The 23,747-nt window shown below is 48.1% G+C and carries 22 protein-coding genes and 5 pseudogenes; 12 read left to right on the forward strand and 15 right to left on the reverse strand.

Annotated features, from left to right (window positions below; all coding sequences use genetic code 11):
- Positions 1-204: 204 nt before the first annotated feature.
- Both HMPREF2696_RS10495 and HMPREF2696_RS10500 read left to right on the forward strand, forming a co-directional pair.
- Positions 205-1,188 carry a ribose-phosphate pyrophosphokinase gene (locus HMPREF2696_RS10495; RefSeq protein WP_141746368.1) on the forward strand — a complete coding sequence of 328 codons (984 nt, stop codon included), beginning with the start codon at positions 205-207 and terminating at the stop codon, positions 1,186-1,188.
- A gap of 65 nt (positions 1,189-1,253) precedes the next feature.
- Positions 1,254-1,826, forward strand: a complete 573-nt coding sequence (locus HMPREF2696_RS10500; protein ID WP_070588454.1) for a 50S ribosomal protein L25/general stress protein Ctc — start codon at positions 1,254-1,256, stop codon at positions 1,824-1,826.
- Positions 1,827-1,937: 111 nt separating this feature from the next.
- Here the strand turns inward: HMPREF2696_RS10500 and hscB are convergent, their stop codons facing one another.
- The gene (gene hscB, locus HMPREF2696_RS10505) at positions 1,938-2,438 is read right to left on the reverse strand and encodes a Fe-S protein assembly co-chaperone HscB (protein WP_004519901.1); all 501 of its coding nucleotides are present in this window, start codon (positions 2,436-2,438) and stop codon (positions 1,938-1,940) included.
- Between the two features lie 79 nt (positions 2,439-2,517).
- On the opposite strand from hscB, the pseudogene HMPREF2696_RS10510 reads away from it, so the two are divergent.
- Positions 2,518-2,740: pseudogene (locus HMPREF2696_RS10510) on the forward strand (alternative ribosome-rescue factor A).
- Here HMPREF2696_RS10510 and iscA read toward each other — a convergent pair.
- The 7 genes and pseudogenes from iscA to iscR form a co-directional block, all read right to left on the reverse strand.
- Positions 2,700-3,020: an iron-sulfur cluster assembly protein IscA gene (gene iscA / locus HMPREF2696_RS10515; protein ID WP_003685774.1), complete on the reverse strand. Its 321-nt coding sequence runs from the start codon at positions 3,018-3,020 to the stop codon at positions 2,700-2,702. The pseudogene HMPREF2696_RS10510 and the gene iscA overlap by 41 nt on opposite strands.
- 70 nt (positions 3,021-3,090) lie before the next feature.
- A pseudogene (locus HMPREF2696_RS11890) lies at positions 3,091-3,335 on the reverse strand (recombinase RecA).
- A gap of 107 nt (positions 3,336-3,442) precedes the next feature.
- Positions 3,443-3,829 (reverse strand): Fe-S cluster assembly scaffold IscU, encoded by a 387-nt coding sequence (iscU, locus tag HMPREF2696_RS10525; RefSeq protein WP_049335285.1) that lies wholly within the window; start codon positions 3,827-3,829, stop codon positions 3,443-3,445.
- Between the two features lie 68 nt (positions 3,830-3,897).
- Positions 3,898-4,026, reverse strand: coding sequence for a hypothetical protein (locus HMPREF2696_RS11950; RefSeq protein WP_004519897.1), 129 nt, complete (start codon positions 4,024-4,026; stop codon positions 3,898-3,900).
- 113 nt (positions 4,027-4,139) lie between these two features.
- Positions 4,140-4,748, reverse strand: coding sequence for a hypothetical protein (locus HMPREF2696_RS10530; protein ID WP_070588455.1), 609 nt, complete (start codon positions 4,746-4,748; stop codon positions 4,140-4,142).
- A gap of 76 nt (positions 4,749-4,824) precedes the next feature.
- Positions 4,825-6,039 carry an IscS subfamily cysteine desulfurase gene (locus HMPREF2696_RS10535; RefSeq protein WP_070588459.1) on the reverse strand — a complete coding sequence of 405 codons (1,215 nt, stop codon included), beginning with the start codon at positions 6,037-6,039 and terminating at the stop codon, positions 4,825-4,827.
- A 51-nt stretch (positions 6,040-6,090) separates the two neighbouring features.
- Positions 6,091-6,537, reverse strand: a complete 447-nt coding sequence (gene iscR, locus HMPREF2696_RS10540; protein WP_004519894.1) for a Fe-S cluster assembly transcriptional regulator IscR — start codon at positions 6,535-6,537, stop codon at positions 6,091-6,093.
- Positions 6,538-6,896: 359 nt separating this feature from the next.
- On the opposite strand from iscR, the pseudogene HMPREF2696_RS10545 reads away from it, so the two are divergent.
- Positions 6,897-8,068 (forward strand): annotated as a pseudogene (locus HMPREF2696_RS10545) (L-lactate dehydrogenase).
- Between the two features lie 61 nt (positions 8,069-8,129).
- On the opposite strand, the gene HMPREF2696_RS10550 reads toward HMPREF2696_RS10545, so the two are convergent.
- Together HMPREF2696_RS10550 and folE2 are read right to left on the reverse strand one after the other, a co-directional pair.
- Entirely contained in the window at positions 8,130-9,935 is a 1,806-nt protein-coding gene (locus tag HMPREF2696_RS10550; protein ID WP_070588460.1) for a protein-disulfide reductase DsbD, read from the reverse strand.
- Positions 9,936-10,153: 218 nt separating this feature from the next.
- Positions 10,154-10,927, reverse strand: coding sequence for a GTP cyclohydrolase FolE2 (gene folE2 / locus HMPREF2696_RS10555; protein WP_004519889.1), 774 nt, complete (start codon positions 10,925-10,927; stop codon positions 10,154-10,156).
- Positions 10,928-11,105: 178 nt separating this feature from the next.
- Between folE2 and HMPREF2696_RS10560 the strand changes: the two genes are divergently transcribed.
- The 5 genes and pseudogenes from HMPREF2696_RS10560 to HMPREF2696_RS10580 all read left to right on the forward strand — a co-directional run bounded on the left by HMPREF2696_RS10560 (position 11,106) and on the right by HMPREF2696_RS10580 (position 15,651).
- Positions 11,106-12,263 carry a trans-sulfuration enzyme family protein gene (locus HMPREF2696_RS10560; protein WP_039862178.1) on the forward strand — a complete coding sequence of 386 codons (1,158 nt, stop codon included), beginning with the start codon at positions 11,106-11,108 and terminating at the stop codon, positions 12,261-12,263.
- A 66-nt stretch (positions 12,264-12,329) separates the two neighbouring features.
- Positions 12,330-13,199 carry a hypothetical protein gene (locus HMPREF2696_RS10565; RefSeq protein ID WP_141744538.1) on the forward strand — a complete coding sequence of 290 codons (870 nt, stop codon included), beginning with the start codon at positions 12,330-12,332 and terminating at the stop codon, positions 13,197-13,199.
- A gap of 33 nt (positions 13,200-13,232) precedes the next feature.
- Positions 13,233-13,688 (forward strand): META domain-containing protein, encoded by a 456-nt coding sequence (locus HMPREF2696_RS10570; RefSeq protein WP_039862177.1) that lies wholly within the window; start codon positions 13,233-13,235, stop codon positions 13,686-13,688.
- A 98-nt stretch (positions 13,689-13,786) separates the two neighbouring features.
- Positions 13,787-14,566, forward strand: a complete 780-nt coding sequence (locus HMPREF2696_RS10575; protein ID WP_004519886.1) for a ferredoxin--NADP reductase — start codon at positions 13,787-13,789, stop codon at positions 14,564-14,566.
- 77 nt (positions 14,567-14,643) lie between these two features.
- A pseudogene (locus tag HMPREF2696_RS10580) lies at positions 14,644-15,651 on the forward strand (adenosine deaminase).
- A 49-nt stretch (positions 15,652-15,700) separates the two neighbouring features.
- On the opposite strand, the pseudogene bioB reads toward HMPREF2696_RS10580, so the two are convergent.
- Positions 15,701-16,752, reverse strand: a pseudogene (bioB, locus tag HMPREF2696_RS10585) (biotin synthase BioB).
- 217 nt (positions 16,753-16,969) lie between these two features.
- Between bioB and miaA the strand changes: the two are divergent.
- The 3 genes from miaA to hpnC are packed head-to-tail and all read left to right on the forward strand — an operon-like array spanning position 16,970 to position 19,507.
- Positions 16,970-17,911: a tRNA (adenosine(37)-N6)-dimethylallyltransferase MiaA gene (gene miaA, locus HMPREF2696_RS10590; RefSeq protein ID WP_004519883.1), complete on the forward strand. Its 942-nt coding sequence runs from the start codon at positions 16,970-16,972 to the stop codon at positions 17,909-17,911.
- 3 nt (positions 17,912-17,914) lie between these two features.
- Positions 17,915-18,637 (forward strand): tRNA adenosine(34) deaminase TadA, encoded by a 723-nt coding sequence (gene tadA / locus HMPREF2696_RS10595; protein WP_004519882.1) that lies wholly within the window; start codon positions 17,915-17,917, stop codon positions 18,635-18,637.
- Between the two features lie 54 nt (positions 18,638-18,691).
- A complete protein-coding gene (gene hpnC / locus HMPREF2696_RS10600) occupies positions 18,692-19,507 on the forward strand; it encodes a squalene synthase HpnC (RefSeq protein ID WP_004519881.1) in 816 nt (271 codons plus the stop codon).
- A gap of 48 nt (positions 19,508-19,555) precedes the next feature.
- Here the strand turns inward: hpnC and htpX are convergent, their stop codons facing one another.
- From htpX to HMPREF2696_RS10620, 4 genes are all read right to left on the reverse strand, one after another.
- A complete protein-coding gene (gene htpX / locus HMPREF2696_RS10605) occupies positions 19,556-20,395 on the reverse strand; it encodes a protease HtpX (RefSeq protein ID WP_004520292.1) in 840 nt (279 codons plus the stop codon).
- A gap of 189 nt (positions 20,396-20,584) precedes the next feature.
- On the reverse strand, positions 20,585-21,493 hold the full coding sequence (gene hemF / locus HMPREF2696_RS10610; protein WP_004520293.1) for an oxygen-dependent coproporphyrinogen oxidase: 909 nt from the start codon (positions 21,491-21,493) through the stop codon (positions 20,585-20,587).
- Between the two features lie 128 nt (positions 21,494-21,621).
- Entirely contained in the window at positions 21,622-22,155 is a 534-nt protein-coding gene (locus HMPREF2696_RS10615) for a C40 family peptidase (protein ID WP_004520294.1), read from the reverse strand.
- Positions 22,156-22,198: 43 nt separating this feature from the next.
- Positions 22,199-23,722 carry a phospholipase D family protein gene (locus HMPREF2696_RS10620; protein WP_004520295.1) on the reverse strand — a complete coding sequence of 508 codons (1,524 nt, stop codon included), beginning with the start codon at positions 23,720-23,722 and terminating at the stop codon, positions 22,199-22,201.
- Between the last annotated feature and the right edge of the window lie 25 nt (positions 23,723-23,747).

The raw sequence follows: 23,747 nt of genomic DNA on the forward strand, positions 1-23,747 counted from the left end.
GAAGGTTCGAATCCTTCCTCCCCAGCCAAATAAAAGCGTGTAAGTTTTCTTACACGCTTTTTTACGCTAAGGGAAAAATAACGCTGAAAAACTTTTTTTTACCCGTCTTTACGCGTATAATCGCGAAATTAGTGTCTTGGACATAGGGCAAAGGGAAGCGTAATGTTTTCTGAGCGTAAATCAAATCTAGAATCAGGTGAAGATATGGCTGCTTATGACAGTTTAATGGTGTTTACCGGTAATGCAAATCCGGAATTGGCGCAACGTGTTGTCAAACATTTGGATATTTCACTCGGCGAAGCCACCGTTTCCAAATTCTCAGATGGCGAAGTGGCCATTGAATTGCTGGAAAATGTACGTGGTCGCGATGTGTTTATTTTGCAACCTACTTGTGCGCCTACCAATGACAACCTGATGGAAATTTTGACTATGGCCGATGCACTCAAACGTGCTTCTGCCGGTCGTATTACCGCTGCGATTCCTTACTTTGGCTATGCGCGCCAAGATCGCCGTCCACGCTCTGCCCGTGTACCGATTTCCGCTAAATTAGTAGCGAACATGTTGTACTCAGCCGGTATTGACCGTGTGTTGACTGTTGACTTGCATGCCGACCAAATTCAAGGTTTCTTTGATATTCCGGTAGATAATATTTACGCTACCCCGATTTTGTTGAACGACATTAAACAGCAACGCATTGATAATTTGACTGTCGTCAGCCCTGATATCGGTGGTGTTGTACGTGCGCGCGCTGTTGCTAAATCTTTAAATGCTGATTTGGCCATTATCGATAAACGTCGTCCTAAAGCCAACGTGGCTGAAGTGATGAACATCATTGGCGACATTCAAGGCCGTACTTGCTTGATCGTAGATGATATGATCGATACGGCAAATACTTTGTGTAAAGCAGCTGTTGCCCTGAAAGAGCGTGGTGCAGATCGTGTATTGGCATACGCTAGCCATGCAGTATTCTCCGGTGAAGCAGTGAATCGAATTGCTTCTTCTGAAATTGACCAAGTAGTTGTAACAGATACGATTCCGTTGTCTGAAGCAGCTAAAAAATGTGAACGCATCCGTCAAGTAACTATTGCCGGTTTGCTAGCTGAAACGGTACGCCGTATCAGCAATGAAGAATCCGTCTCATATCTTTTTAATGAAGAAGTGATGACAGGCAGCATGTTGCTGCCATAACCCCATGTCGTCTTAAGCTGGTCGCGGCCGATGACGACAATTTTATCTAAATTGGAGTATTAAACATGACTTACGAAATTCAAGCCTCTGTACGCGAAGCCCAAGGCACTGGTGCGAGCCGCCGCCTGCGTCGCGAAGGCCAAATCCCTGGCATTCTGTACGGTGACGGTCAAGAGCCTGTTGCAATCGCTGTAGACCACAAAACTGTATTCTACGCATTGGAAAAAGAATCTTTCCATACCGCTTTGATTAAACTGTCTCTGAACGGTGAAACCAAAGACGTTATCGTGCGTGACTTCCAAATGCACCCATTCCGTCGCGAAGTTCAACACATCGACTTCCAAGCTGTGAAAGCCGATCAACCTGTACGCATCCGCGTTCCTCTGCACATTGTTAACGCTGAAAACTCTCAAGCTGTTAAATTGCAAGGTGGCCGCGTATCTCTGTTGAACACTTCTGTTGAAGTAGTTGCTTTGCCTGCAAACATTCCTGCTTTCTTGGAGTTGGATTGTGCATCTGTAGTTGCTGGCGACATTCTGCACTTGTCAGACATCAAATTGCCAGAAGGTGTTGAAAGTGTTTCTCTGAAACGTAATGAAAACCTGGCTGTTGCTACTGTTACTGGTAAAAAACGCTAATAGGTAGTTAATATAAGAAAACCGTATCAGATAAATCTGATACGGTTTTTGTTTTACATATAAAATCATTTGCCATAATAAAACTTAGGCAAATGCAGCAGCATATGTACTTTATAAGATTGAAGCAATTTCATTGCGAAGTTTATTAAGAAAGCGGCCATGCCGTACCCATTGTGCGGCCGATTCATAATCCTGTTGTTCAAATGCTTGTTGTAAATCTTGATATAGGTTGCTTTGTACTTCTTGGATTTCTTGATCCAGCGCTCGGATGGCATCATGGTTTTGTTCCATTTGTGCATCCATCAATGTTTCCCGCCATTCCATCTGCTGCATGAGGAATTCTGGTGAAAACGAAGTGTGTTCAGGTGCATCAGCATCGATATTTTGGCTTTTCAAGAGATAAGCGGCTCGATCAATAGGGCTTTTTAATGTGCGGTAGGCGTCATTAATTGTAGAAGACATCATAACGGCTTGTTTCTGCTCAAAAGCTGAAGCAGAAGCAAATTTATCGGGATGAAAACGGGCAGCTAAAGCTCGATAGATCTGTTCGAGTGCTTCGGTATCAATATTGAAAGATGGCTCAAGCTGAAAGAGGTTGAAGTATTGAGACATGATATCAAAGGAAAAAATCTAAAGAAGAGGATTATTTTACGATATAATCCAGAAACTGTTTATACGAAAGGAAAACAATATGACCGGTAAGGTGCAACACAATAAAGGCAAAATACGAGACAATGCCTTAAAAGCCTTAGTCAAATCTGATTTGTTCCGACACAAAGTAGAACGAAAAAGAAAAGGCAAGGGTAGCTATAATAGGCAAGAAGCCAAAAAATGGCGGGATGGTTTTGATACTTTCTCGCCATTTTTGATATTTTAAACGTGGAAGCTCTCGCCACAGCCGCAGGAATCTTTAACGTTTGGGTTTTCAAATTTGAAACCTTCCTGTAATCCTTCTTTGGTGTAATCGACTTGCGTGCCGTCTAGATAAACCAAGCTTTTCGGATCGATATAAACGCGTGCGCCGTGTTCTTCAAAAATCAGGTCATCCTCGTTCACTTCATCGACAAATTCAAGGTTGTATGCCATGCCTGAGCAGCCGCTGGTTTTCACACCCAAGCGCACGCCCAAACCTTTACCGCGTTTGGTCAGGTAGCTGTTGATGTGTTTGGCTGCGTTTTCTGTGATGGTAATCATGCTTTTTTCCTCATTTCGCAATCATTTTCTGTTTTGTCTGCTTTTTTATTTCAGATGGCCTCTTGAACTATCAGGCCGTCTGAAAACGCTGTTTTGCCCACTCTATTGCGGCAGTAATGGCAGCTTTGGCCTGCGGACTATTTTTCCAACAGGTTGAGCCGGTTAATTGTGCGCCCTGTTCCAAAATATCGTCTAAATCCGCAACCTCCAGAGTGGCAATATCATCAATCCCATTTGCTGCAAACGCTGCAATATGGTTTTACCTATTCCTTTGACAGCAAGTAGGGATTGGATTTCTTCATCGGTAAAAGGCATATCGTCTTCTTTGATTTTGCAGGTACTGGCGCACTTATATGGCAAGTTGGGCCTATCAAGCCGATTTAGACATTAATGTCTGCAAACTAAGTATCTGGCAAACAAGGTTATTTGTTTTCCTGACGTTTGCGATAGTCGGCAACGGCTGCTTTTACCGCATCTTCAGCCAAGATGGAGCAGTGGATTTTTACCGGCGGCAGCTCCAATTCTTCGGCGATTTCGCTGTTTTTGATTGCCAGCGCGTCATCCAAGCTTTTGCCTTTTACCCACTCGGTAATCAGGCTGGAAGAAGCGATAGCAGAGCCGCAGCCGTAAGTTTTAAATTTTGCATCTTCGATAATACCCTCATTGTTTACTTTGATTTGCAGACGCATTACGTCACCGCAGGCCGGTGCACCGACCATGCCGGTACCGACAGATTCGTCGTTTTTGTCGAAAGTACCGACGTTGCGGGGGTTTTCGTAGTGGTCGATTACTTTATCGCTGTATGCCATGATGTGGTTTCCTTTGTGTTTTTAGTGGTGTAAATGGTTTGTTTACGAATATTCAGACGGCCTGAAGTTTAGATTTTGCACGCGCCGCCTTCGCAGCCGTCATCATTCTCTGAATCAACGCCGCCTTCTACGGTAACGCCGTCAAAATCTTCGAGCAGGTTGTCGAGATTGTCGAGGTCGAGCTCTTGTTCGTCCATGGGCTTGTATCCTTAATTTGAAGATTGTAGTTTTTAGGTCGTCTGAAAAGGTTTTTTAAGGTTTCAGACGTCCTTTTTAAGGTCTAAGTTGATTGCCTATTACAGTTGTTTTATCAGCCATTTATAAAGGCACATTCTAAAATTGTTTGGGGTTTTCCGTTAACATTAATCGGTTTTAGTTTTGCTTGCAGGGTTTCGTATTCTTCTAAAATCAAACTGTATTTTCGAACAGGACGATATTTTCCTTTTAACACCTTGCGTGCCTGTTCCAAAGGTACATCCAACAACAAACGGGTATAGCTGTAACCTGCGGTTTCTAATTGGAATGTCTGGCTGATATGAACCACAGGTAAGTCATAGTAAGTACCGCTGAGTTTCAAACGGGTTTGATCAAGAATGAACTGTTCTCCATCTTCACTAAACTCCGCGCGGTGCAAAGTCATCGGCGGGTGCACAAGATCACGGTAAGCCTTTGGCAGCTGGACTCTATTGGGATGATTCAAACGTAGGTTTTGATATTTAGAGTCTTTATCGTTCCAGTTATCGCTTACATCACTAAATGGTTCCAACAGGTTTTCCAAACGCTTATCGAATTGGCAGCCGTTTTCAAATGATTTGAATATAGGTGACCAATCAGGTTGTGTCTGTGCTGAAACCAGCGGAGCAGAGCATAGAATCAGACAAGAAAGTAAGTGGCGTATTTTATTTTTTATTATCGTCATTTTTAGTATTTTTCTTGATGAGGTCGTCTGAAAAGGTAAAGGCCTTGGGGATTTTTCAGACGACCTTTTCTCTTGATTAATGCGCCGCCCATTCAATCGAGTTCAAATCAATACCTTCTTTAAACATTTCCCACAGCGGAGACAGTTCGCGCAGTTTGCCGATTTTGGATTTGATCAGTTCTGCAGCGAATTGCACTTCTTCTTCGGTGGTCATACGGCCGAAGGTGATGCGTAGGGAAGAGTGCGCTAATTCGTCATTACGGCCGAGCGCGCGCAGGACGTAGCTTGGTTCGAGGCTGGCAGAAGTACAGGCGGAGCCGCTGGATACGGCGAGTTCTTTGACCGCCATAATCAGGCTTTCGCCTTCGACGAAGTTGAAGCTGACGTTCAGGTTGTTTGGAGCGCGGTGTTCGAGGTCGCCGTTGATGTAGACTTCTTCGATGCCTTCGATACCTTTGAGGAAGATATCGCGCAGTTTCAAGTAGTGCGCAGTGTCTTGTGCCAATTCTTCTTTGGCAATGCGGAAGGCTTCGCCCATGCCGACGATTTGGTGGGTAGGCAATGTGCCGGAACGGAAACCGCGTTCGTGGCCGCCGCCGTGCATTTGGGCTTCGAGACGTACGCGTGGTTTACGGCGTATATACAGGGCACCGATGCCTTTAGGGCCGTATACTTTGTGGCCGGACATAGACAACAAATCAACTTTGGCGGCTTCAACATCAACAGGCACTTTGCCGCATGCTTGTGCTGCGTCAACGTGGAAAATAATTTTGCGTTCGCGGCAGATTTCGCCGATGGCAGGAATATCTTGAACCACGCCGATTTCGTTGTTTACCCACATGACGGAAACGAGGATGGTGTCTTCGCGGATGGCGGCTTTCAGTACGTCTAAATCAACCAAACCGTTTTCTTGTACGTCCAGGTAAGTTACTTCATAACCTTGGCGTTCGAGTTCGCGCATGGTATCGAGCACGGCTTTGTGCTCGGTTTTTACGGTGATGAGGTGGTTGCCTTTAGATTTGTAGAAGTGCGCCGCGCCTTTAATGGCGAGGTTGTTGGACTCGGTTGCGCCGCTGGTAAAAACGATTTCTTTGGAGTCGGCGTTAATCAGGGCTGCAATGTCTGCGCGTGCTTTTTCTACAGCTTCTTCGGCTTCCCAACCGAAGCTGTGGCTGTTGGAAGCTGGGTTGCCGAAAATATCGGACAGGTAGGGAATCATTTTTTCGGCAACGCGTTTGTCAACGGGGGTTGTGGCGGCGTAGTCGAGGTATACGGGGGTTTTGACGGTCATGGTTTGCTCTTTCGTTTGGTCATCTGCCTGCGGTCTTTGCCGTAGGTCGGTTTAATGAATGTGTGTAAAGGTAACGACATGACTGCTGTCGCTGCAGTTTTTTTGTTCAATGATGCTTTGCAGCGTAACGCTGCTGAGGTAATCATTGATGGTTTTGTTTAAGTTTTCCCAAAGGTCATGGGTCAGACAGGGGGCACCGTGGTGGCAGTTTGCTTTGCTGCCGCATTGTGTGGCATCCAGTCGGTCTTCGGCTGCGGAGATGATTTGTGCAATATTGATTTGCTCGGCGGGTGCGGCAAGGATATAGCCTCCGCCTGGGCCGCGTAGGCTTTCAACCAATCCGGCACGGCGCAGCTTGCTGAATAATTGTTCGAGGTAGGACAGCGATATGCTTTGTCGTTCGCTGATGGCACTGAGTTTGACAGCGCCGGTTTGCGCGTTCATCGCCAAATCTATCATGGCGGTTACTGCAAATCGCCCTTTGGTAGTCAGTCTCATGGTGTGGTTGCCTGTGTGGGGCGTTTTTATTAGTGGGGGAATTGTCTAATATCTGAGTGTTTCAGTCAAGTATGTGGCGGTTCGGTTTGATTGTTTGTTTAAATGGTGGCATGGGCTGATTTTTAAATCGGAAAATATTTTCTTTATTTTTCTGTAATTTGGACTTAAGGCCGTCTGAAAAAAGGCTATCAACCCTACAAATATTAGGGTTAAAATGTTTTGATTTAATATTGATACTGATATAGATTATCAAAATTATTCTTAAAATTTAGTTGTTTTGATGGAGTAAAATAATGAGGTGTTTGAAATGTTCAGACGGCCTTGACCATCCATCTTTACCTTAACAGAGGCAATCGACAATGAAATGTGATTTAAGCAAAATAACCTGTATCGAAGACTTGCGCCTTATTGCCAAACGTAAAATGCCGCGTATGTTTTATGACTATATTGACTCAGGCTCTTGGACGGAAACTACTTATCGTGAAAATACTTCGGATTTTAAAGACATCCGTTTCCGCCAAAAAGTATTGGTTGATATGGAAGGACGCAGCCTTGAGACTAAAATGATCGGTCAGGATGTGAAAATGCCGGTGGCGATTGCGCCGACCGGTTTCACGGGCATGGCGCACGCCGACGGTGAAATCTTGGCGGCGCGGGCGGCGGAAAAATTTGGTATTCCGTTTACGCTGTCGACCATGTCCATTTGTTCGATTGAAGATGTAGCTGAAAACACCAGCTCGCCGTTTTGGTTTCAGCTTTATGTGATGCGCGACCGTGAGTTTATGGAGAACCTGATTAAGCGTGCAAAAGATGCTAATTGTTCGGCTTTGGTATTGACAGCCGATTTGCAGGTTTTGGGTCAGCGCCACAAAGACATCAAAAACGGCCTGTCTGCGCCACCGAAACCGACCATCGCCAATTTAATCAATCTGGCGACCAAACCGGAATGGTGTATGAAAATGCTGAACACGGAACGCCGCACCTTCCGCAATATTGTCGGTCATGCGAAAAACGTGGGTGATTTGTCTTCGCTGTCTTCATGGACTTCCGAACAATTCGACCCGCGCCTGAGCTGGGACGATGTAGCACGCATTAAAGATTTGTGGGGCGGCAAGCTGATTATCAAAGGCATTATGGAACCCGAAGACGCGGAAAAGCAGCGAAAAGCGGCGCGGACGCATTGGTCGTTTCCAATCATGGCGGCCGTCAGCTTGACGATACTGTGTCTGCTATTAAGGCTTTGCCTGATGTGGTCAGCGCGGTGGGCAGCGACATCGAGGTTTGGATGGACAGCGGTATCCGCAGCGGTCAGGATATTTTGAAGGCTTGGGCTTTGGGTGCGAAAGGTACGATGATAGGTCGGGCGTTCCTGTATGGTTTGGGTGCGTATGGTGAAGAAGGCGTAACCCGTGCGCTGGAAATCCTGTATAAAGAAATGGATATTTCCATGGCATTTACCGGTCATCGCAATATTCAAGATGTGGATTTCAGCATTTTACGTTCTACGCGTTGGGCTCAAGATGAATTTTAATTTTTAAACATAAGAAAAGGCCGTCTGAAAATCTGTTTTCAGACGGCCTTTTTATAGACGGCTATTTCTCGTTTTTGCGATACCATTCAATGAAGGCATCGGGTTTGACAAAGCCTAATAAGGGTTCGCTATGACTGCCGTCGGCGCGGACAACAAACACGCCCGGAGGGCCGAAGAGACCGTATTCTTTCAGTAAGGCTTGATGGTCGGGAGTGTTGGCGGTTACGTCAATTTGGAAGAAGCGCTGCATATCGACCGCTTCGTGTACCTGCGGTTGGTTGAGCGTGTAGGCGGCCATTTCTTTGCAGGATACGCACCAGTCGGCGTAGAAATCAATCAGCACAGGTTTGCTTGGATCGGCTTTCAAGGCGGCATCCATAGCGGCTTTGAGTTCGCCGACATCGGTAAACATCTTGCCGTGGTCGGTTTCTTGTCCGGCTTCGGATGGCGGAACCAGCGTTAAGAAGTGGTGCAGGGCGGTGGTTTGTTTATTGAAGCTTTGCCAGCCAAACCACGAGCCGCCAATCAACAGTAAAAAGCCCAATACGGCGGCAACTGTTTTCAGACGGCCTTTTTGTTTGCCGGATTTCGCCAAAAGCATAAGGGCGGGAACAATCATCAGCAAGGTGTAGAGGCTGACTACTGCTAAATAAGGTAGATGCGGTGTGGCAAGGTATACGGCAACGGCCAGCAAGATGAAGCCGAATGCGTATTTGATGCCGTTCATCCAGTCGCCTGCTTTAGGCAGGATATGGCCGCCGAATGTGCCGATGATGATGAGCGGCACGCCGGTGCCGAGTGCCAAGACATAAAGCGCAAGACCGCCCAAGACGGCATCGCCGGTCTGGCCGATATAGCCCAAAGCAAATGCCAGCGGAGGTGCAACGCAAGGGCCGACAATCAGCGCGGACAAAATACCCATGATGAAGACGGAAATGATTTTGCCGCCGGAGAGTTTGTTGCTTTGGTTTTGGAAATAGGATTGGACGGAGTTGGGCAGTTGGATGTTGAAGAGGCCGAACATGGACATTGCCAGTACCACCATCAACGCGGCGGAGGCAAGTACGACCCACGGCTGCTGCAGCCATACGGTCAACAGCGCGCCGGTCAAACCGGCAATCACGCCGACCAAGGTATAGGTCAATGCTAAACCTTGTACATACACCATAGACAAGGTGAACGCGCGGCCTTTGCCGGCTTTTTTATCGCCCACGACAATGCTGGAAACAATCGGCAGGAGCGGATACATACAGGCGGTAAAGCTTAAGCCCAAACCTGCGACAAAAAACGCCAACAGGTTGGCGTTTAAAGTATCCCAAGAGAGCTTGAAGCGGCTGCTGTCGGGATTGTTTGTACTGGGTTGCGTTGGCATTTGGCCGTCTGAAGAGGCGGACGGTTGTAAAAAGCGGTCTTTGGCAGAAACCGGCTCATCGCTTTGCGGCTGATAAACCCCGTTGCCTTTTACGTCAAACTCGGTGTCCACAGGCGGATAACATACACCGGCTTCGGCACAGCCTTGATAAGTCAGCGTCAGTTTGTATTGCGGTGCGGCTTGTTTGTAAGGCAGGTCAACCTGTGCGGTATGGTGGTAAACCGTTTGTTTGCCGAAGAATTCGTCTTCTTTTTCTTCGCCTTTGCTGAATTTGGGTTCGCCTAGGATTTTGTCAGGATTGGTCGCTGCAACGATTTTGGACTGGTACATATAGTAGCCGTCGGCGATTTTGAACTGCACGCTGATGCCTTGGTCGGTTACATTGACTTGAGGTACAAAGGCTTGCTCTGGAGGCAGTAAATCATTGGCATCTACTGCGAATGCGAAGCTGCTCAAGCCTAAAAATGCAATGAGGAAATAAAGGAATTTTTTCATAGTATCTACGGAGTTGCCGTTGAGGAACCGTCATTATAAATGATGGAAAAAACAATCGGCTTAATTTATGTTAAATATTGCGAGAGAAATCTAATGCTTTTGAATTATATCGAAATAGAGTTGCCCATATATGACCGATAGTCTCATGTTATCGTTCAATCTATGCCAAAGGCCGTCTGAAATGTTCAGACGGCCTTTGTTTTTATTCTGCTCGGCTTTTAAGGATAAGCGATATAAGCGTAAGCGGAATGGTTGTGTATCGATTCGAAGTTTTCGCTTTCGACGACGAATGATTCGATGCGTTTGTCTGCAATTAACACCGTGGCCACATCACGAACCATGTCTTCGACAAACTTCGGATTTTCGTATGCTTTTTCCGTTACATACTTCTCGTCAGGGCGTTTGAGCAAACCGTAGAGCTGGCAGCTTGCCTGTGCTTCGACGTAATCGATGATTTCTTCAATGCCTACATCCGCGTTTGCAATAAGACTGACCGTCACATGCGAACGTTGGTTGTGCGCGCCGTATTGGGAAATTTCTTTGGAACACGGACACAAGGAAGTAACCGGAACCATCACTTTCAGGCTGTGGCTGTATGTACCGTTTTTGATTTCGCCGGTCAGGGTAACATCATAGTCGAGCAGCGATTGGATGCCGGAGACGGGCGCACTTTTCTTGCGGAAAAACGGGAAGGTAACGCTGATTTTGCCGGAATGGGAATCCAACAGGGCAACCATATCGGCGGTCAGCTTGTGCAGCGTATCGAAATCCAAAGCATCGGTTTGTTTTTCCATCAGGGCGACAAAGCGCGACATATGCGTGCCTTTTTGGTCGGCAGGTAGGAAAACCGTCATGGTCAGGCGGGCGACGGTGGATTGTTCGCCTTCTTTGCTTTTGAGGGAGATTGGAAAGCGCAGGTCTTTGATGCCGACCTGATTAATCGGCAGGTTGCGTAAATCGCGGCTGGATTGCACGTCTGCAATGGCGTTCATGCGTGGTATGTCCTTCATGATAGGATTGTTGAGATGCGTGTGGAGGGAGTCGGCTCGTGTCGGCCGATTTGCAAATGCGAGATTATATCACTTGCTTTATCCGCCTGCATTGATTGTTTCTATTTTTCAGATAGTGATAAAATCTTCAATTATTCACATCTATATAGGCAGAGACCCAATGAAATTCGCCACGAAAGCCATCCATTCCAGCTACGATTGCGACGAACACAACCGTGCGCTGATGCCGCCGATTTATCAAAACAGTATGTTCGCGTTGCACGAGATTGGCGAAAATGTGCCTTACCGCTACTCGCGCCTGAGCAACCCGACCCGACAGGTCTTGGAAGATACCGTTGCCGATTTGGAGCACGGTGTGGCCGGCTTTGCGTTTTCCAGCGGTATGGCGGGGATTGATGCTGTATGGCGTACTTTCCTGCGCCCGGGCGATACCATTGTCGCAGTCGCCGATATTTACGGCGGCGCTTATGATTTATTGGTCGATGTTTATCAAAAATGGGGTGTGAACGTTGTTTTTGCCGATTTGGGCAATCCGGATAATCTGGACGAGCTGCTTAAAGCGCACAATGTCAAACTGGTTTGGCTGGAAACGCCGTCCAATCCGCTTTTGCGCTTGGTGGACATCAAAGCGCTTGCCGCGAAAGCCAAAGCAGCCGGTGCGCTGGTCGGCATCGACAACACCTTTGCCACGCCGTATCTGCAACAGCCGTTGGATATGGGCTGTGATTTTGTGTTCCATTCCGCTACCAAATATTTGTGCGGCCATTCGGACGTACTGATGGGCGTAGTCGTTGCCAAAACCAAAGAGCTGGCGCAGCCTTTGCACGACATGATGGTGCATACCGGCGCGATTGCAGGTCCGATGGATTGTTGGCTGGTGTTGCGCGGTATTAAAACACTGGCTCTACGCATGAACGCCCATTGCCAAAACGCACTCGAAATCGCGCGCCGTTTGGAAGCCCATCCTGCCATTGAAAAAGTGTTCTATCCCGGCCTGCCGTCTCACGAACATTACGAACTCGCCCAAGCACAAATGCCCAAAGGCATCGGTGGCGTGGTTACGGTTTACCTCAAAAACGACACGCGTGAAGCGGCCAATAGTGTGATTAAAAACATGAAACTGGTCAAAATGGCTTCTAGCCTTGGCGGAGTGGAAAGTTTGGTCAACCATTGCTATTCCCAATCCCACAGCGGCGTGCCGCATGATGTGAAAATGGAAATGGGCATCAAAGTCGGCCTGCTGCGTTTCTCTGTCGGTATCGAAGATGTGGACGATATTTGGAACGATATTTCCAAAGCATTGGATACGACTTTGTAAATAAGGCTTAAAGGCCGTCTGAAGGTGGATAGTTTTTCAGACGGCCTTTAAATTATGGTGATTAAGATGAATATCCCTGAAAAATTTATTCGTCCATTCCCCTCTCCGGAAGAAGTTTTTTCTGAAGAGATAGAGCGACACGCGAAACATTTTTTACCCATTTGTTCGCTTAATCTTCAATTTATACGTCCTGATAGTGAAGAGTTTTGGATACATTTCGTCCAGCCTGCGGAAATTCATTCGGGTTGCGTAGGTGAGCATACATCGGCATTTCATGACCGCTATAATTTTGAGGACAGTATTTGTTTTGATGTCGATGAGAACGGTAAATATCGATTTAATGGCGATTGGCATTTTTTTATTTTGGAAAACAAGGAAATGCCGTCTGAAATTAAAACCAGAATAATGGAACAGGCGCAAAAGATTGCGGAAAAACAGGGTATGAGTTTTGATCAGGCAGCTTGGTATAAAACGCCGCATATTTATCGGCAGGATACGCAGGAAGAATTAGAAAACGTATATAGAATCAATCATCTTTGTTTTAATGCCATCAAAAATTTGTATCTGAAATATGGAAAATTCCTTCAGGGATATGTACCCATTGAGCTGGACAGTAAATATACTTTGGAAGAATTGGTTGCATTGAAGGAAGCTGCAGATTCACAATGTCAGGATGACGGGTTGGATAGAGATTTGATTGAGGATGCCGGCGGATTATCAGAGGGTATGTTGGAAGAAGGTTTTAACCATATTGATGGAATGTTCCAAGAAGAGTACGGTAATTTAGTGGATACACCCAAACGAGATGATGGAAAAGTTTTTTCTTATGTCGGCTATTTGAGCGGATATAAATTTCAGGAATATGGTTGCGATGAGTTGTACCTATTTTTTGATGCGGATAGTAAAAAAGCCGTTGTCCGTTTGGTGTACAGTTAGACGATAAAGAAGATTTCTAAAAAAGGATGAGTCATGAAAACCCTTATTTCAGCAATGATTGGTGCATTTGTATTGGTTGCTTGTTCTACGCCTGCCGATAAGCCTTTATCAAGTCAGCCACATATTTCTTCTAGCAAATCATCTGAATCAAAGCAAATGAAAATGCCTACTTTAGCCGCTAAATGGCGTGTTGTCGCTTTCAATAAATTCACTGAAAAAGAATTGGCAGATAAAAACGCCTATTTGGATTTCAGCAAAATGCCTAAGGCTTATGGCAATATGGGTTGCAACGGTATGATGTTTCAAGCGAATGTAATCGGAGCGGACAAAATTGATTTTGGCCATATTGCGGTAAGTATGATGCTGTGTGAAGACATGAAGCTGGAAGATGCGTTTTTGCGTAAACAAAGCGTGTGGAACTATCGTTTTGATGGTAACGATTTGATTTTGGAACAAAAAGGCATCAATATCCGTTTGCGCCGTGAATAATCTTAAAGGCCGTCTGAAAATAAATATTTCAGACGGCCTTTTGAATCTTTATAATAAGCCCTATTTGAAACTGATACCGAATATCAAGGAAACCTATTATGGCAGCTTCTCCAGAAGCCAAGTTTACAGAAGAAAAAGTCTTGTGGATCAAACACTATACGCCCAAGCTGATGACTTTTGCCATCAGCCGCCCTGAGTCCTACCGTTTTTCGGCAGGGCAGTTTTCGCGCCTTGGTTTCCGTGACGGCGAGGGCTTTATTTGGCGCGCGTATTCTGTCGTGTCTGCCGAATACGCCGATACGCTTGAGTATTTCGCAGTATTAATCGAAGGCGGCCCGATGTCGGCGCGTTTTGCTGCGATGAAAGAGGGCGATACTATTTTGCTGGATAAAACGGCTACCGGTTTCCTCTTGCCCGAGCGTTTCCCCGACGGCAAAGATTTGGTTATGCTCTGCACGGGTTCAGGCATTGCGCCTTTCCTCTCTATTATTGAGCAGCCTGAAATTTGGCAGCGTTTCGACCGTTTGGTTTTGGCGCATTCCGTCTCTTACGCCGACGAGTTGATTTTCAACCAGCGCCTTGCCGATTTGAAAGAGCATCCGCTGATTGAAGAATATTTCCATAAATTCACTTTTGTTCCGGTCACCACGCGTGAGGAAACGGAAGGCGCATTGAGTGGCAAACGGATTCCCGAATTGCTGAAGAATGGCGGCTTGGAAGAAAAAGTCGGCTTCAAGTTCACCAAGGCCGATACGCGCTTTATGGTCTGTGGCAATCCGGCAATGGTCAAAGACACTTTCCAAGCCTTGATGGATTTGGGCTACGCTATGCACCGCAACCGCATCCCCGGCGAAATCATGATGGAAAATGGTTTTTAACAGATAAATGGTCAAAGGCCGTCTGAAAGTTTCAGACGGCCTTCAATATTAAATATAAACAGAAAATCAGAGAAAATATGAATATCAAACAATTTATCCAAGCCCTGCCCAAAGCCGAGTTGCACGTTCATATCGAAGGGACGTTTGAGCCGGGGCTGATGTTTGAAATCGCCAAGCGCAACCATATAGCAATTCCTTATGAAAATGTCGATGCGGTACGGCAGGCTTATGATTTTCACAATCTGCAGTCGTTTTTGGATATTTATTATGCCGGTGCCGGCGTATTGTTGCACGAGGCGGATTTTTACGATTTGACCCGCGCGTATCTTGAGCGTTGCCGTGAAGACAATGTCGTGCATACGGAAATATTTTTCGATCCGCAAACCCATATTGCGCGGGGTGTGGCGTTTGAAACCGTGATTAACGGCATTGTCCGCGCCTGTCATGAAGCCGGACAGCAATGGGGAATAAGCACGCGTTTGATTATGTGTTTCCTGCGTCATTTGTCGGAAGAAAGCGCATTTGAAACCTTAAATCAGGCTTTGCCTTATAAGGAACACATCATTGGCGTAGGCTTGGATTCGAGCGAGCAGGGGCATCCGCCGTCCAAGTTCGAGCGCGTGTTTGCGTAGGCGCGGGCGGAGGGTTTGTTGACGGTGGCACATGCCGGAGAAGAAGGCCCGCCGGAATATGTTTATGAGGCTTTGGACTTGCTGCATATCCGCCGTATCGATCATGGCGTACGGGCGGAAGAAGATGAGGCGTTGATGGCGCGTTTGATTAAAGAACAAATGCCATTGACCGTTTGCCCGTTGAGCAATTTGAAATTAAAAGTGTTCCCTGAAATGGCAAAACACAATTTGCGCCGTATGTTGCAACGCGGCGTGTTGGTAACCGTCAATTCCGATGATCCGGCGTATTTCGGCGGCTATATGAACCGCAATTTTGAAGCGCTTGCCGAGGCTTTGGATTTGAGTGCGGAAGAAATCAAAACCTTGTGCGCGAATTCGTTCCGCGCTTCGTTTTTGAGCGAGGCGGAAAAGGAAGAATGGGTACGGAAGATTGAAAGTTTTAATGTTGAATAACGATAAAAGGCCGTCTGAAAAAGTTTCAGACGGCCTTTTATGATGGCGGTTAATAGTCGACTTTGATTTTAGGCGTTTCCTGAGCGGCTTTGTATTCTTCTTCCAATTCAAAGCGCAGCGGATACAAATTCAATTTTTCCATCAGCAGGCGGTCGCCGTCTTCGTCCGGATTGCCCGTAGTCAGCAGCTTGTCGCCGTAGAAAATTGAGTTTGCGCCAGCCATGAAACACATGGCCTGCATGGATTCCGGCATATTGCTGCGGCCAGCGGACAGGCGGACGTAACTGTGCGGCATGGTAATGCGCGCGACGGCGATGGTGCGGACAAATTCCGTCCAGTCCAAATCTTCGGCATCGGCCAGCGGCGTGCCTTCCACTTTGACCAACTGGTTAATCGGCACGCTTTCGGGTTGCGGATCGAGGTTGGCAAGGCTGGCAATCAGGCCTGCGCGTTCGGCGCGGGTTTCGTTCATGCCGACGATGCCGCCGCAGCAGACTTTCAAACCGGCATTGCGAACTTTGCCCAAAGTATCCATGCGGTCTTCGTGTTTGCGGGTGTGGATGATGTCGTTGTAGCGTTCGGGGTCGGTGTCGAGGTTGTGGTTGTAGTAGTCCAAACCGGCTTTTTTGAAGTCTTCCGCCATGCCGTCTTCGAGCATGCCGAAGGTGCCGCACACTTCCATGCCCAAGCCTTTCACCGCGCTGATGATTTCGGAAACGACAGCCACGTCTTTGGGTTTGGGGCCGCGCCATGCCGCGCCCATGCAGAAACGGCTGGCGCCGCGCGATTGGGCAATTTTGGCTTTTTCGACGATTTCGTCCACATCCATCATCTGCTCTTTGCCCAGATTGGTGTTGTGGTGTGCCGATTGCGGACAATAGGCGCAGTCTTCGGGGCAGCCGCCGGTTTGATGGAGAGCAGGGTGGAAAGTTGGATTTCGCGCGGGTTGAAGTTTTGGCGGTGGATTTCGGCGGCTTGGAAAACGAGGTCGAGGAAAGGCAGTCCGAATAAAGCCTCGACATCGCATTTTTTCCAATAACGCGCAGTCGGATGCGGCTTGCGCTCGGTTTGACGGCGCAAGGCTACGGGAGATACGGTCATAGTGTGTTCTTTCGTGTTTACAGCGACGCAGTGTCGCTGACGGCTTGACTGCCGGCGCAATGACGGCAGCAGCAGGTTTGAAATCAATATAAAAGGCCGTCTGAAACGGCGCAGCAAGTGTAACGCTTTTGATAATGTAGAGCAAATGTTTCAGACGGCCTGAAATATGGTTTGCCCGGGTTTGCTATAATCGCATTTTTAATTTTTCCGTTTTCTTATGAACGCGCCCAAAGCCTTCGCCGTACTCGGCCCGACCGCCGGCGGTAAAACCGCACTGGCCTTAAATATTGCCCGATCGTTGCCGGTAGAAATCATCAGTTTGGATTCCGCGCTGGTGTATTGCGGCATGGACATCGGTACGGCCAAGCCGACTGCCGAAGAGCTTGTTGCCGTACCGCATCATTTGATTGATATTATCTCGCCGCTGGAAAGTTACAGCGCGGCGGATTTTGTCGGCGACTGCGTGCGCTTGGTGAACGAAATACATGCGCGCGGTCGCTATCCGCTGATTGTCGGCGGCACGATGATGTATTTCCATGCGCTGACGGAAGGTTTGAACGATTTGCCCGGCGCGGATGCGGCGGTGCGCGCACAGCTTCAGGCGGAAAAAAAAGAACACGGTTTGGCAGGCCTGTATCGCCGTTTGCAGGAAGTTGACCCGATAACGGCAGGCCGTCTGAAAGCCAATGACAGCCAGCGTATTGAGCGCGCTTTGGAAGTCTATCTTCTGACCGGCAGGCCTTTGAGCGAACATTTCACAGAGCAGAAGCAGGCTGCGTCTTTATTGGATTTATGCACGGTTGCCCTTATCCCCGAAGACCGCCATTTGTTACACCAGCAAATCGAAAAACGCTTTTTAAGTATGCTGGAGCACGGTTTCCTAGATGAAATACACGCCTTACGCCGCGATTATCCGCAACTGCATGCCGATATGCCGTCTATGCGCTGCGTGGGCTACCGTCAGGCTTGGGATTATCTCGAAGGCGAAACCGATTATGACACCTTTGTCGAAAAAGGCATTATCGCCACGCGCCAGCTTGCCAAACGCCAGTTGACCTGGTTGCGGAAAATTCCTTTGGCGCACACGTTAGATCCTTACGCAGACAGCGATTATGTTCAAACGGCCTTAGCCTTGGCGCGTCAGCATTTTCAGGAATAATCCATGCTGACTACGCCACCACTTGCCCCTAAAGCATTGACCGCGCTAAAAGAATTGGGTATTTGTACGCTGGAAGATTTACAGGAAATCGGCGCAGTCCACGCATTTCTATTGCTGAAAGCGTCGGGTTTGACCGTAACCAAAAGCACCTTATGGCAACTGGCTGCGTTGGTTTCAGGTGTGGATGCCCGGCGTATTTCCGAGGAGAGAAAGACGGAGCTGTGCGAGGATTTGAAAAAACATCCGCCTGTTGCCGTTTTCCCTTCGCAAAGCGATATGGAAACCTTTATGCGGTTGGCGATAGAACAGGCCAAACAATCGGCGGTATTGGGCGAAGTGCCGGTTGGCGCGGTCATCGTATATCAAGGCGAGGCAATCGCAGCGACACACAATACCTGCATTGGCGACCACAATGTCAGCCATCATGCCGAAATCAACGCGCTTGCCGCCGCAGGTAAGACCTTGCAAAACTACCGTTTGGAAGACTGCGACGTGTACATTACCTTAGAGCCTTGCTCCATGTGCGCATCTGCCTTGATACAGGCGCGGGTCGGGCGTGTGATTTATGGTGCGGCTGAAGCTAAAACCGGTGCGGCAGGCAGCGTGGTCGATTTGTTTGCCGACAAACGTCTGAACAAGCATACCGCAATTTTGGGCGGCATATTGGCAGAAGAATGCCAAAGCGTATTGCAGGATTTCTTTGCGGCCAAACGTAAGGCCGTCTGAATTTCAGACGGCCTGTCAGCAAAAACACTTTATTTTAAATTTTCGGATTTCCCCATGTCAGTCAATCATTACGAAAACTTCCCAGTCGGCTCTATTGTGCTGCCGCGCCGTTTGCGCAAGCCGGTTCACGCCGTTTACGCTTTTGCGCGGACGGCGGACGATATTGCCGACGAAGGCAATGCCGAAGCAGTCGAACGCCTGCGCCAACTGGACGAACTGAAGGCAGAGTTAGACCGCATTACACAAGGTGGGAAATCGCAAACAGCTTTGATGCAGCGTTTGTACAACGAAGCGATTGAGCCGTTTCAATTACCGTTGCAGCTGTTTTACGATTTGTTGGCGGCGTTCAGTCAGGATGTGGTCAAAAACCGTTATGAAAATTTTGGCGAATTGATTGCCTATTGCCGTTTGTCCGCCAATCCGGTGGGGCGCATTATGTTGCATTTGTACGGGCAAACCGATGAAGTGAGCATAGCGCAAAGCGACGGCATTTGCACTGCCTTGCAGCTGATTAATTTCTGGCAGGACGTGGCGGCAGATTGGCAGAAAGGGCGCGTGTACATCCCTCAGGAAGATTTGCAGAAGTTCAAAGTCAGCGAAGAACAGATTGCGGCCGGCAAAGCCGACTTTGCTTTTCAACGACTGATGGCACACGAGTGTCAACGTGCCTTTCAAATACTGAAGGCCGGTTCGCCGTTGGGCAAAACCCTCAAAGGACGAATCGGTTTTGAGTTGCGCATGATTATTGTCGGCGGCCAGTTGATTTTGCAGAAACTGGACGGTTGCAAATATGACGTGTTTAACCAGCGGCCGCTGTTGGATAAGAAAGACTGGATGATTATCATCAAACGGGCTTTGATGAAGAAATAAAAAAAGGCCGTCTGAAATTGATGTTTCAGACGGCCTTGATGTTTTCGATTAGCGGTTTTTCAAACGGTTGATGCGGTTGTCCAAAGAAGGATGGGTGCTGAACCAAGAATCTTTGGCTTCGCTGGCAATGCCCATTGCGGTCATGGTTTGCGGCAGATCGCTGGTGCTGCCTTTTAAGCGTTGCAGGGCGGCAATCATTTTCGGCGCGCCCACCAGTTTTGCAGCGCCCGCATCGGCGCGGTATTCGCGTTGGCGGCTGAACCACATCACAATGATGCTGGCGAGGAAGCCGAATACGATCTGCAATACCATGCTGACCATGAAATATGTACCTTGCGACGTACTGCCGTCATTGTTGCGCGCCACCATGCTGGAAACAATACGCGCCAAGAAGACAACAAAAGTATTCACAATACCTTGAATCAGTGTCAGCGTTACCATATCGCCGTTGCCGACGTGTGCCATTTCATGCGCCAAAACGGCTTCGACTTCATCGCGGGTCATGTGGTCGAGCAGGCCGGTGCTGACAGCGATGAGCGAGCTGTTTTTGGTCGCGCCGGTTGCAAAGGCATTAGGCTCTGGGGAGTCGTAAATGGCTACTTCGGGCGTTTTCAGATTCCATTGGCGGGCTTGCGCTTCAACAGTTGCCAACAGCCAAGCTTCTTCTTCGCTTTGGGGCTGGTCGATGACGACGGCGCCGACCGAATGTTTGGCAATGGTTTTCGACATCAGCAAAGAGACAATCGAGCCGCTGAAGCCGACGACTGCGGAATAAGCCAACAGGCTGCCGACTTGGTCGGTACTGTTGATGCCCAAGATGGCCAAAATAATACGGATGACAACCAGAACTGCGATATTGGTTGCGATAAATAAGAAAATGCGTTTCACCGATTATTCCTTTTTAGTGTGGTTTGTGAGGTGATTTTTATATGGGCGCATTGTCTCAAAAACTCTATAGAGATGAAACAGCATGATAGGCAAAGGTATGCAAATTCAAAGCAATTGAAGCAAAGGCCGTCTGAAAAGGTAGTCTCAACCAGTGAGAATCGCTTTTCAGACGGCCTCTTATAGGTAAAACTATCTGCCGGCTTCTTCCAGCCAGTTGCGCGGTATAAGGAATTGATTGAGGCGTGCTTCGGGTGAACCTTCTTCCGGCACATATTGATACTCGAAGCGTACCAAAGGCGGCATGGACATCAAAATGCTTTCCGTACGGCCGCCGCTTTGCAGGCCGAACAGCGTGCCTCTGTCCCAAACCAAGTTAAACTCGACATAGCGTCCGCGACGGTAGAGTTGGAAATCTCGTTCACGTTCTCCATAAGGCGTGTTTTTACGTTTGGCCACAATCGGCAGATACGCTGCGATATAGCCTTCCCCAACCGCCTTGATAAAATTCAGGCAGGTATCGAAATCCCAACGGTTTAAATCGTCAAAAAACAGGCCGCCCACGCCGCGTGTTTCGTTACGGTGTTTCAAGTAGAAATATTCGTCACACCATTGTTTGAATTCAGAATAAACCGATTCGCCAAATGGCGTGCATACGTCTCGCACCACTGTGTGCCAATGCACGATATCTTCTTCAAAAGGATAAAACGGCGTCAAATCAAAGCCGCCGCCAAACCACCAAACCGGCTCGGCATTTTCAGGATAGGCAATAAAAAAGCGCACATTGGCATGGCTGGTCGGGACATAAGGATTTTTCGGATGAATGACCAGCGACACGCCCATGGCTTCAAACGCCGCGCCTGCCAATTCAGGACGATGGGCAGTGGCAGAAGCCGGCATTTTGGTTCCCTTTACATGCGAAAAATTTACACCGGCCTGCTCGAATACTGCGCCGTTTTTCAATACGCGGGTTTCGCCGATACCCAGTTTCCCCGTCCACGCTTCATGCACAAATTTGGCTTCGCCATCTTCTTGCTCCAGCGCGGCGCAGATTTGGTTTTGCAGGGTTTTGAGGAGGGTTAGAACGGATTCTGTGTGCATGATATTTCCTTGATGGTGTTTTGTTATGGGTAAATTTTTGCAGGGCTTATCTTGTAATCAAGCTTGACTCATCAGCAATAGATTGAAAGGTATCGATGATGTGGCGATACCTTTCAGACGGCCTTGATTTATTCAGTAAAAAAGGTATGTGCGCCCAAATAGTTTTTGGCGTAGAACGGGGTGGAAAGTTTTTCGGTTTTGATGGTTTTGCCGCTGCTGGGGGCGTGGATGAATTCGCCGTTGCCGATGTAGAGGCCGACATGGGAATATTTGTGTGCGCCGCCGGTATTGAAAAAGACAAGATCGCCGGCTTTTAATTTGTCATCGGAAATTTTACGGCTGGCTGCGGCCATATCGCGTGCGGTGCGTGGCAGATTGACATTGAGGGCGTTTTTATAGACGAATTGGATCATGCCGCTGCAGTCAAAGCCTGTGGCTGTGGTACTGCCGCCCCATTTGTAGGGCGTGCCGATCAGGCCCATGCTGTGAAGCATCAATTCCTGCGAACCTTGTGTGCGGTCAATATGGGAAATGCGGACAGGTTGGACTTTTCTGGCGGTTATTTGCGGCTTGTGGGATTTGTGTTTGCTGGTGGTGCCGCAGGAGGCCAACAATAGGCTGGTGGTACAAACAAATAGGGTTTTGCAGATGAGTCGAGACATGGTGAATTTCTCCGGTCGCATGATTTATGTTTTCAGACGGTCTCTATAATAATCCTTCTATGGGCAGGATGGACAGGATTTTTGAAGTAACCCGTTTCCAGAATTTGGCTTCTGGTTCTTGTGCGTAAGTTCGTTTTTCACTTGGGTCATACCAGTATAGTTTATTGTAATTGCCAAGCGTTACCTGATAGGCGTAGTTTGGGGTGGTCGTAACGAGGGTGCGCTGCATTTGGCCTGCGATTTGGGGACTTTCGATGACGACACCCATTTCGGTATTGAGGCGTGCGGAACGTGGGTCGAGGTTGAATGAGCCGATGAAAATGCGTTTCTCGTCCACGATGAATGTTTTGGCGTGCAAGCTGGTGGCGGAGCTACCGGTCAAGCCGCGGTCTTTGGAGGTCGGAACGGCGTGGTTGGGCTGGAGCTCATAGAGTTTGACCCCAGCTTTAAGCAAGGGCTTGCGGTATTTGACGTAGCCGGAATGGACGGCGGCAACGTCGGTTGCTTGGAGCGAATTGGTCAAAACGGTAACGTCCACGCCGTTGTGAATCAGCTTTTCTATGGCTTTAACGCCCGATTTTGTGGGCACAAAATAGGGTGAGACAAGGTAAACGCTTTTTTCAGGTTGCTTGAGGGCGTCTTGTAGGCGTTCGGAAATAGGCGGTTTATGCCGGTCACGGTCTAAGCCTTTGGCCGGGTCATCGCTGATCAGGCGTGTGCTGACACTTTGCCACTCCATAAGGTTGCTCTGTATTTTTTGATAGAGGTTGGAGTGTTCAATGCTTTGACGGTAGCGGATGAGCGTTTGGTTTTTATCTTGGTCGGTGTAATTAAGTTCGGCTAGTCCTTTTTGCAGGTTTCCCCGTTTGATTATGCTACTTGCATTGTAGGCGGAATGGCTTGCCCAGTAGCGGTCGAAGTCTTGGGACACTTCTGTTACTACGCGTCCTGTTGCGAGGATATCGAGGTCGGCAAAGATGGTATCGTCGTTAACCTTAAAATATTCGTCGCCGATATTGCGTCCGCCCAAAATGGTGGCACGGTTGTCGGCGGTAAAGGATTTGTTGTGCATTCGGCGGTTAAGTCGCGGAAAGTCGGCAACGTAGCCGAGCGCACGCCATTTTCTGAAAATGAAGGGATTAAACAGACGGACTTCGATATTGGGATGATTGTCGAGTGCCAGCAGGAGATCATCCATGCCGTTGGTGTTGTTGTCGTCCAGAAGCAAACGCACACGGACGCCGCGTTCGGCCGCGCGATGAATCAGGTTGAACAAAAGCTTGCCGGAGATGTCGTTGTGCCAGATATAGTACTGCAAATCAAGAGTATGGTCGGCGGCTTCAATTAAGGCTGCTCGGGCAACAAAGGCTTCATGGGCATCGTTCAGCAGATAGATATGGGAAATATCGGCCTTGGAGGGGGTAGAAGGAATACCTAAGGCGCTGTCCAGTCGCGGCGTTGAAGGGATGTCAAGATAACTGCTTTGGGTGCGTTCGTCCAATGATGGCAAAAACGCGGCGCAACCGCCCAATAGCAGGGTATAAAGAAGAGGAAGATGAAATTTCATGGGAAACCGGTACAAACAATCCCTA

The sequence above is a fragment of the Neisseria sp. HMSC058F07 genome, from assembly GCF_001810035.1.
Classification (GTDB): domain Bacteria; phylum Pseudomonadota; class Gammaproteobacteria; order Burkholderiales; family Neisseriaceae; genus Neisseria; species Neisseria perflava.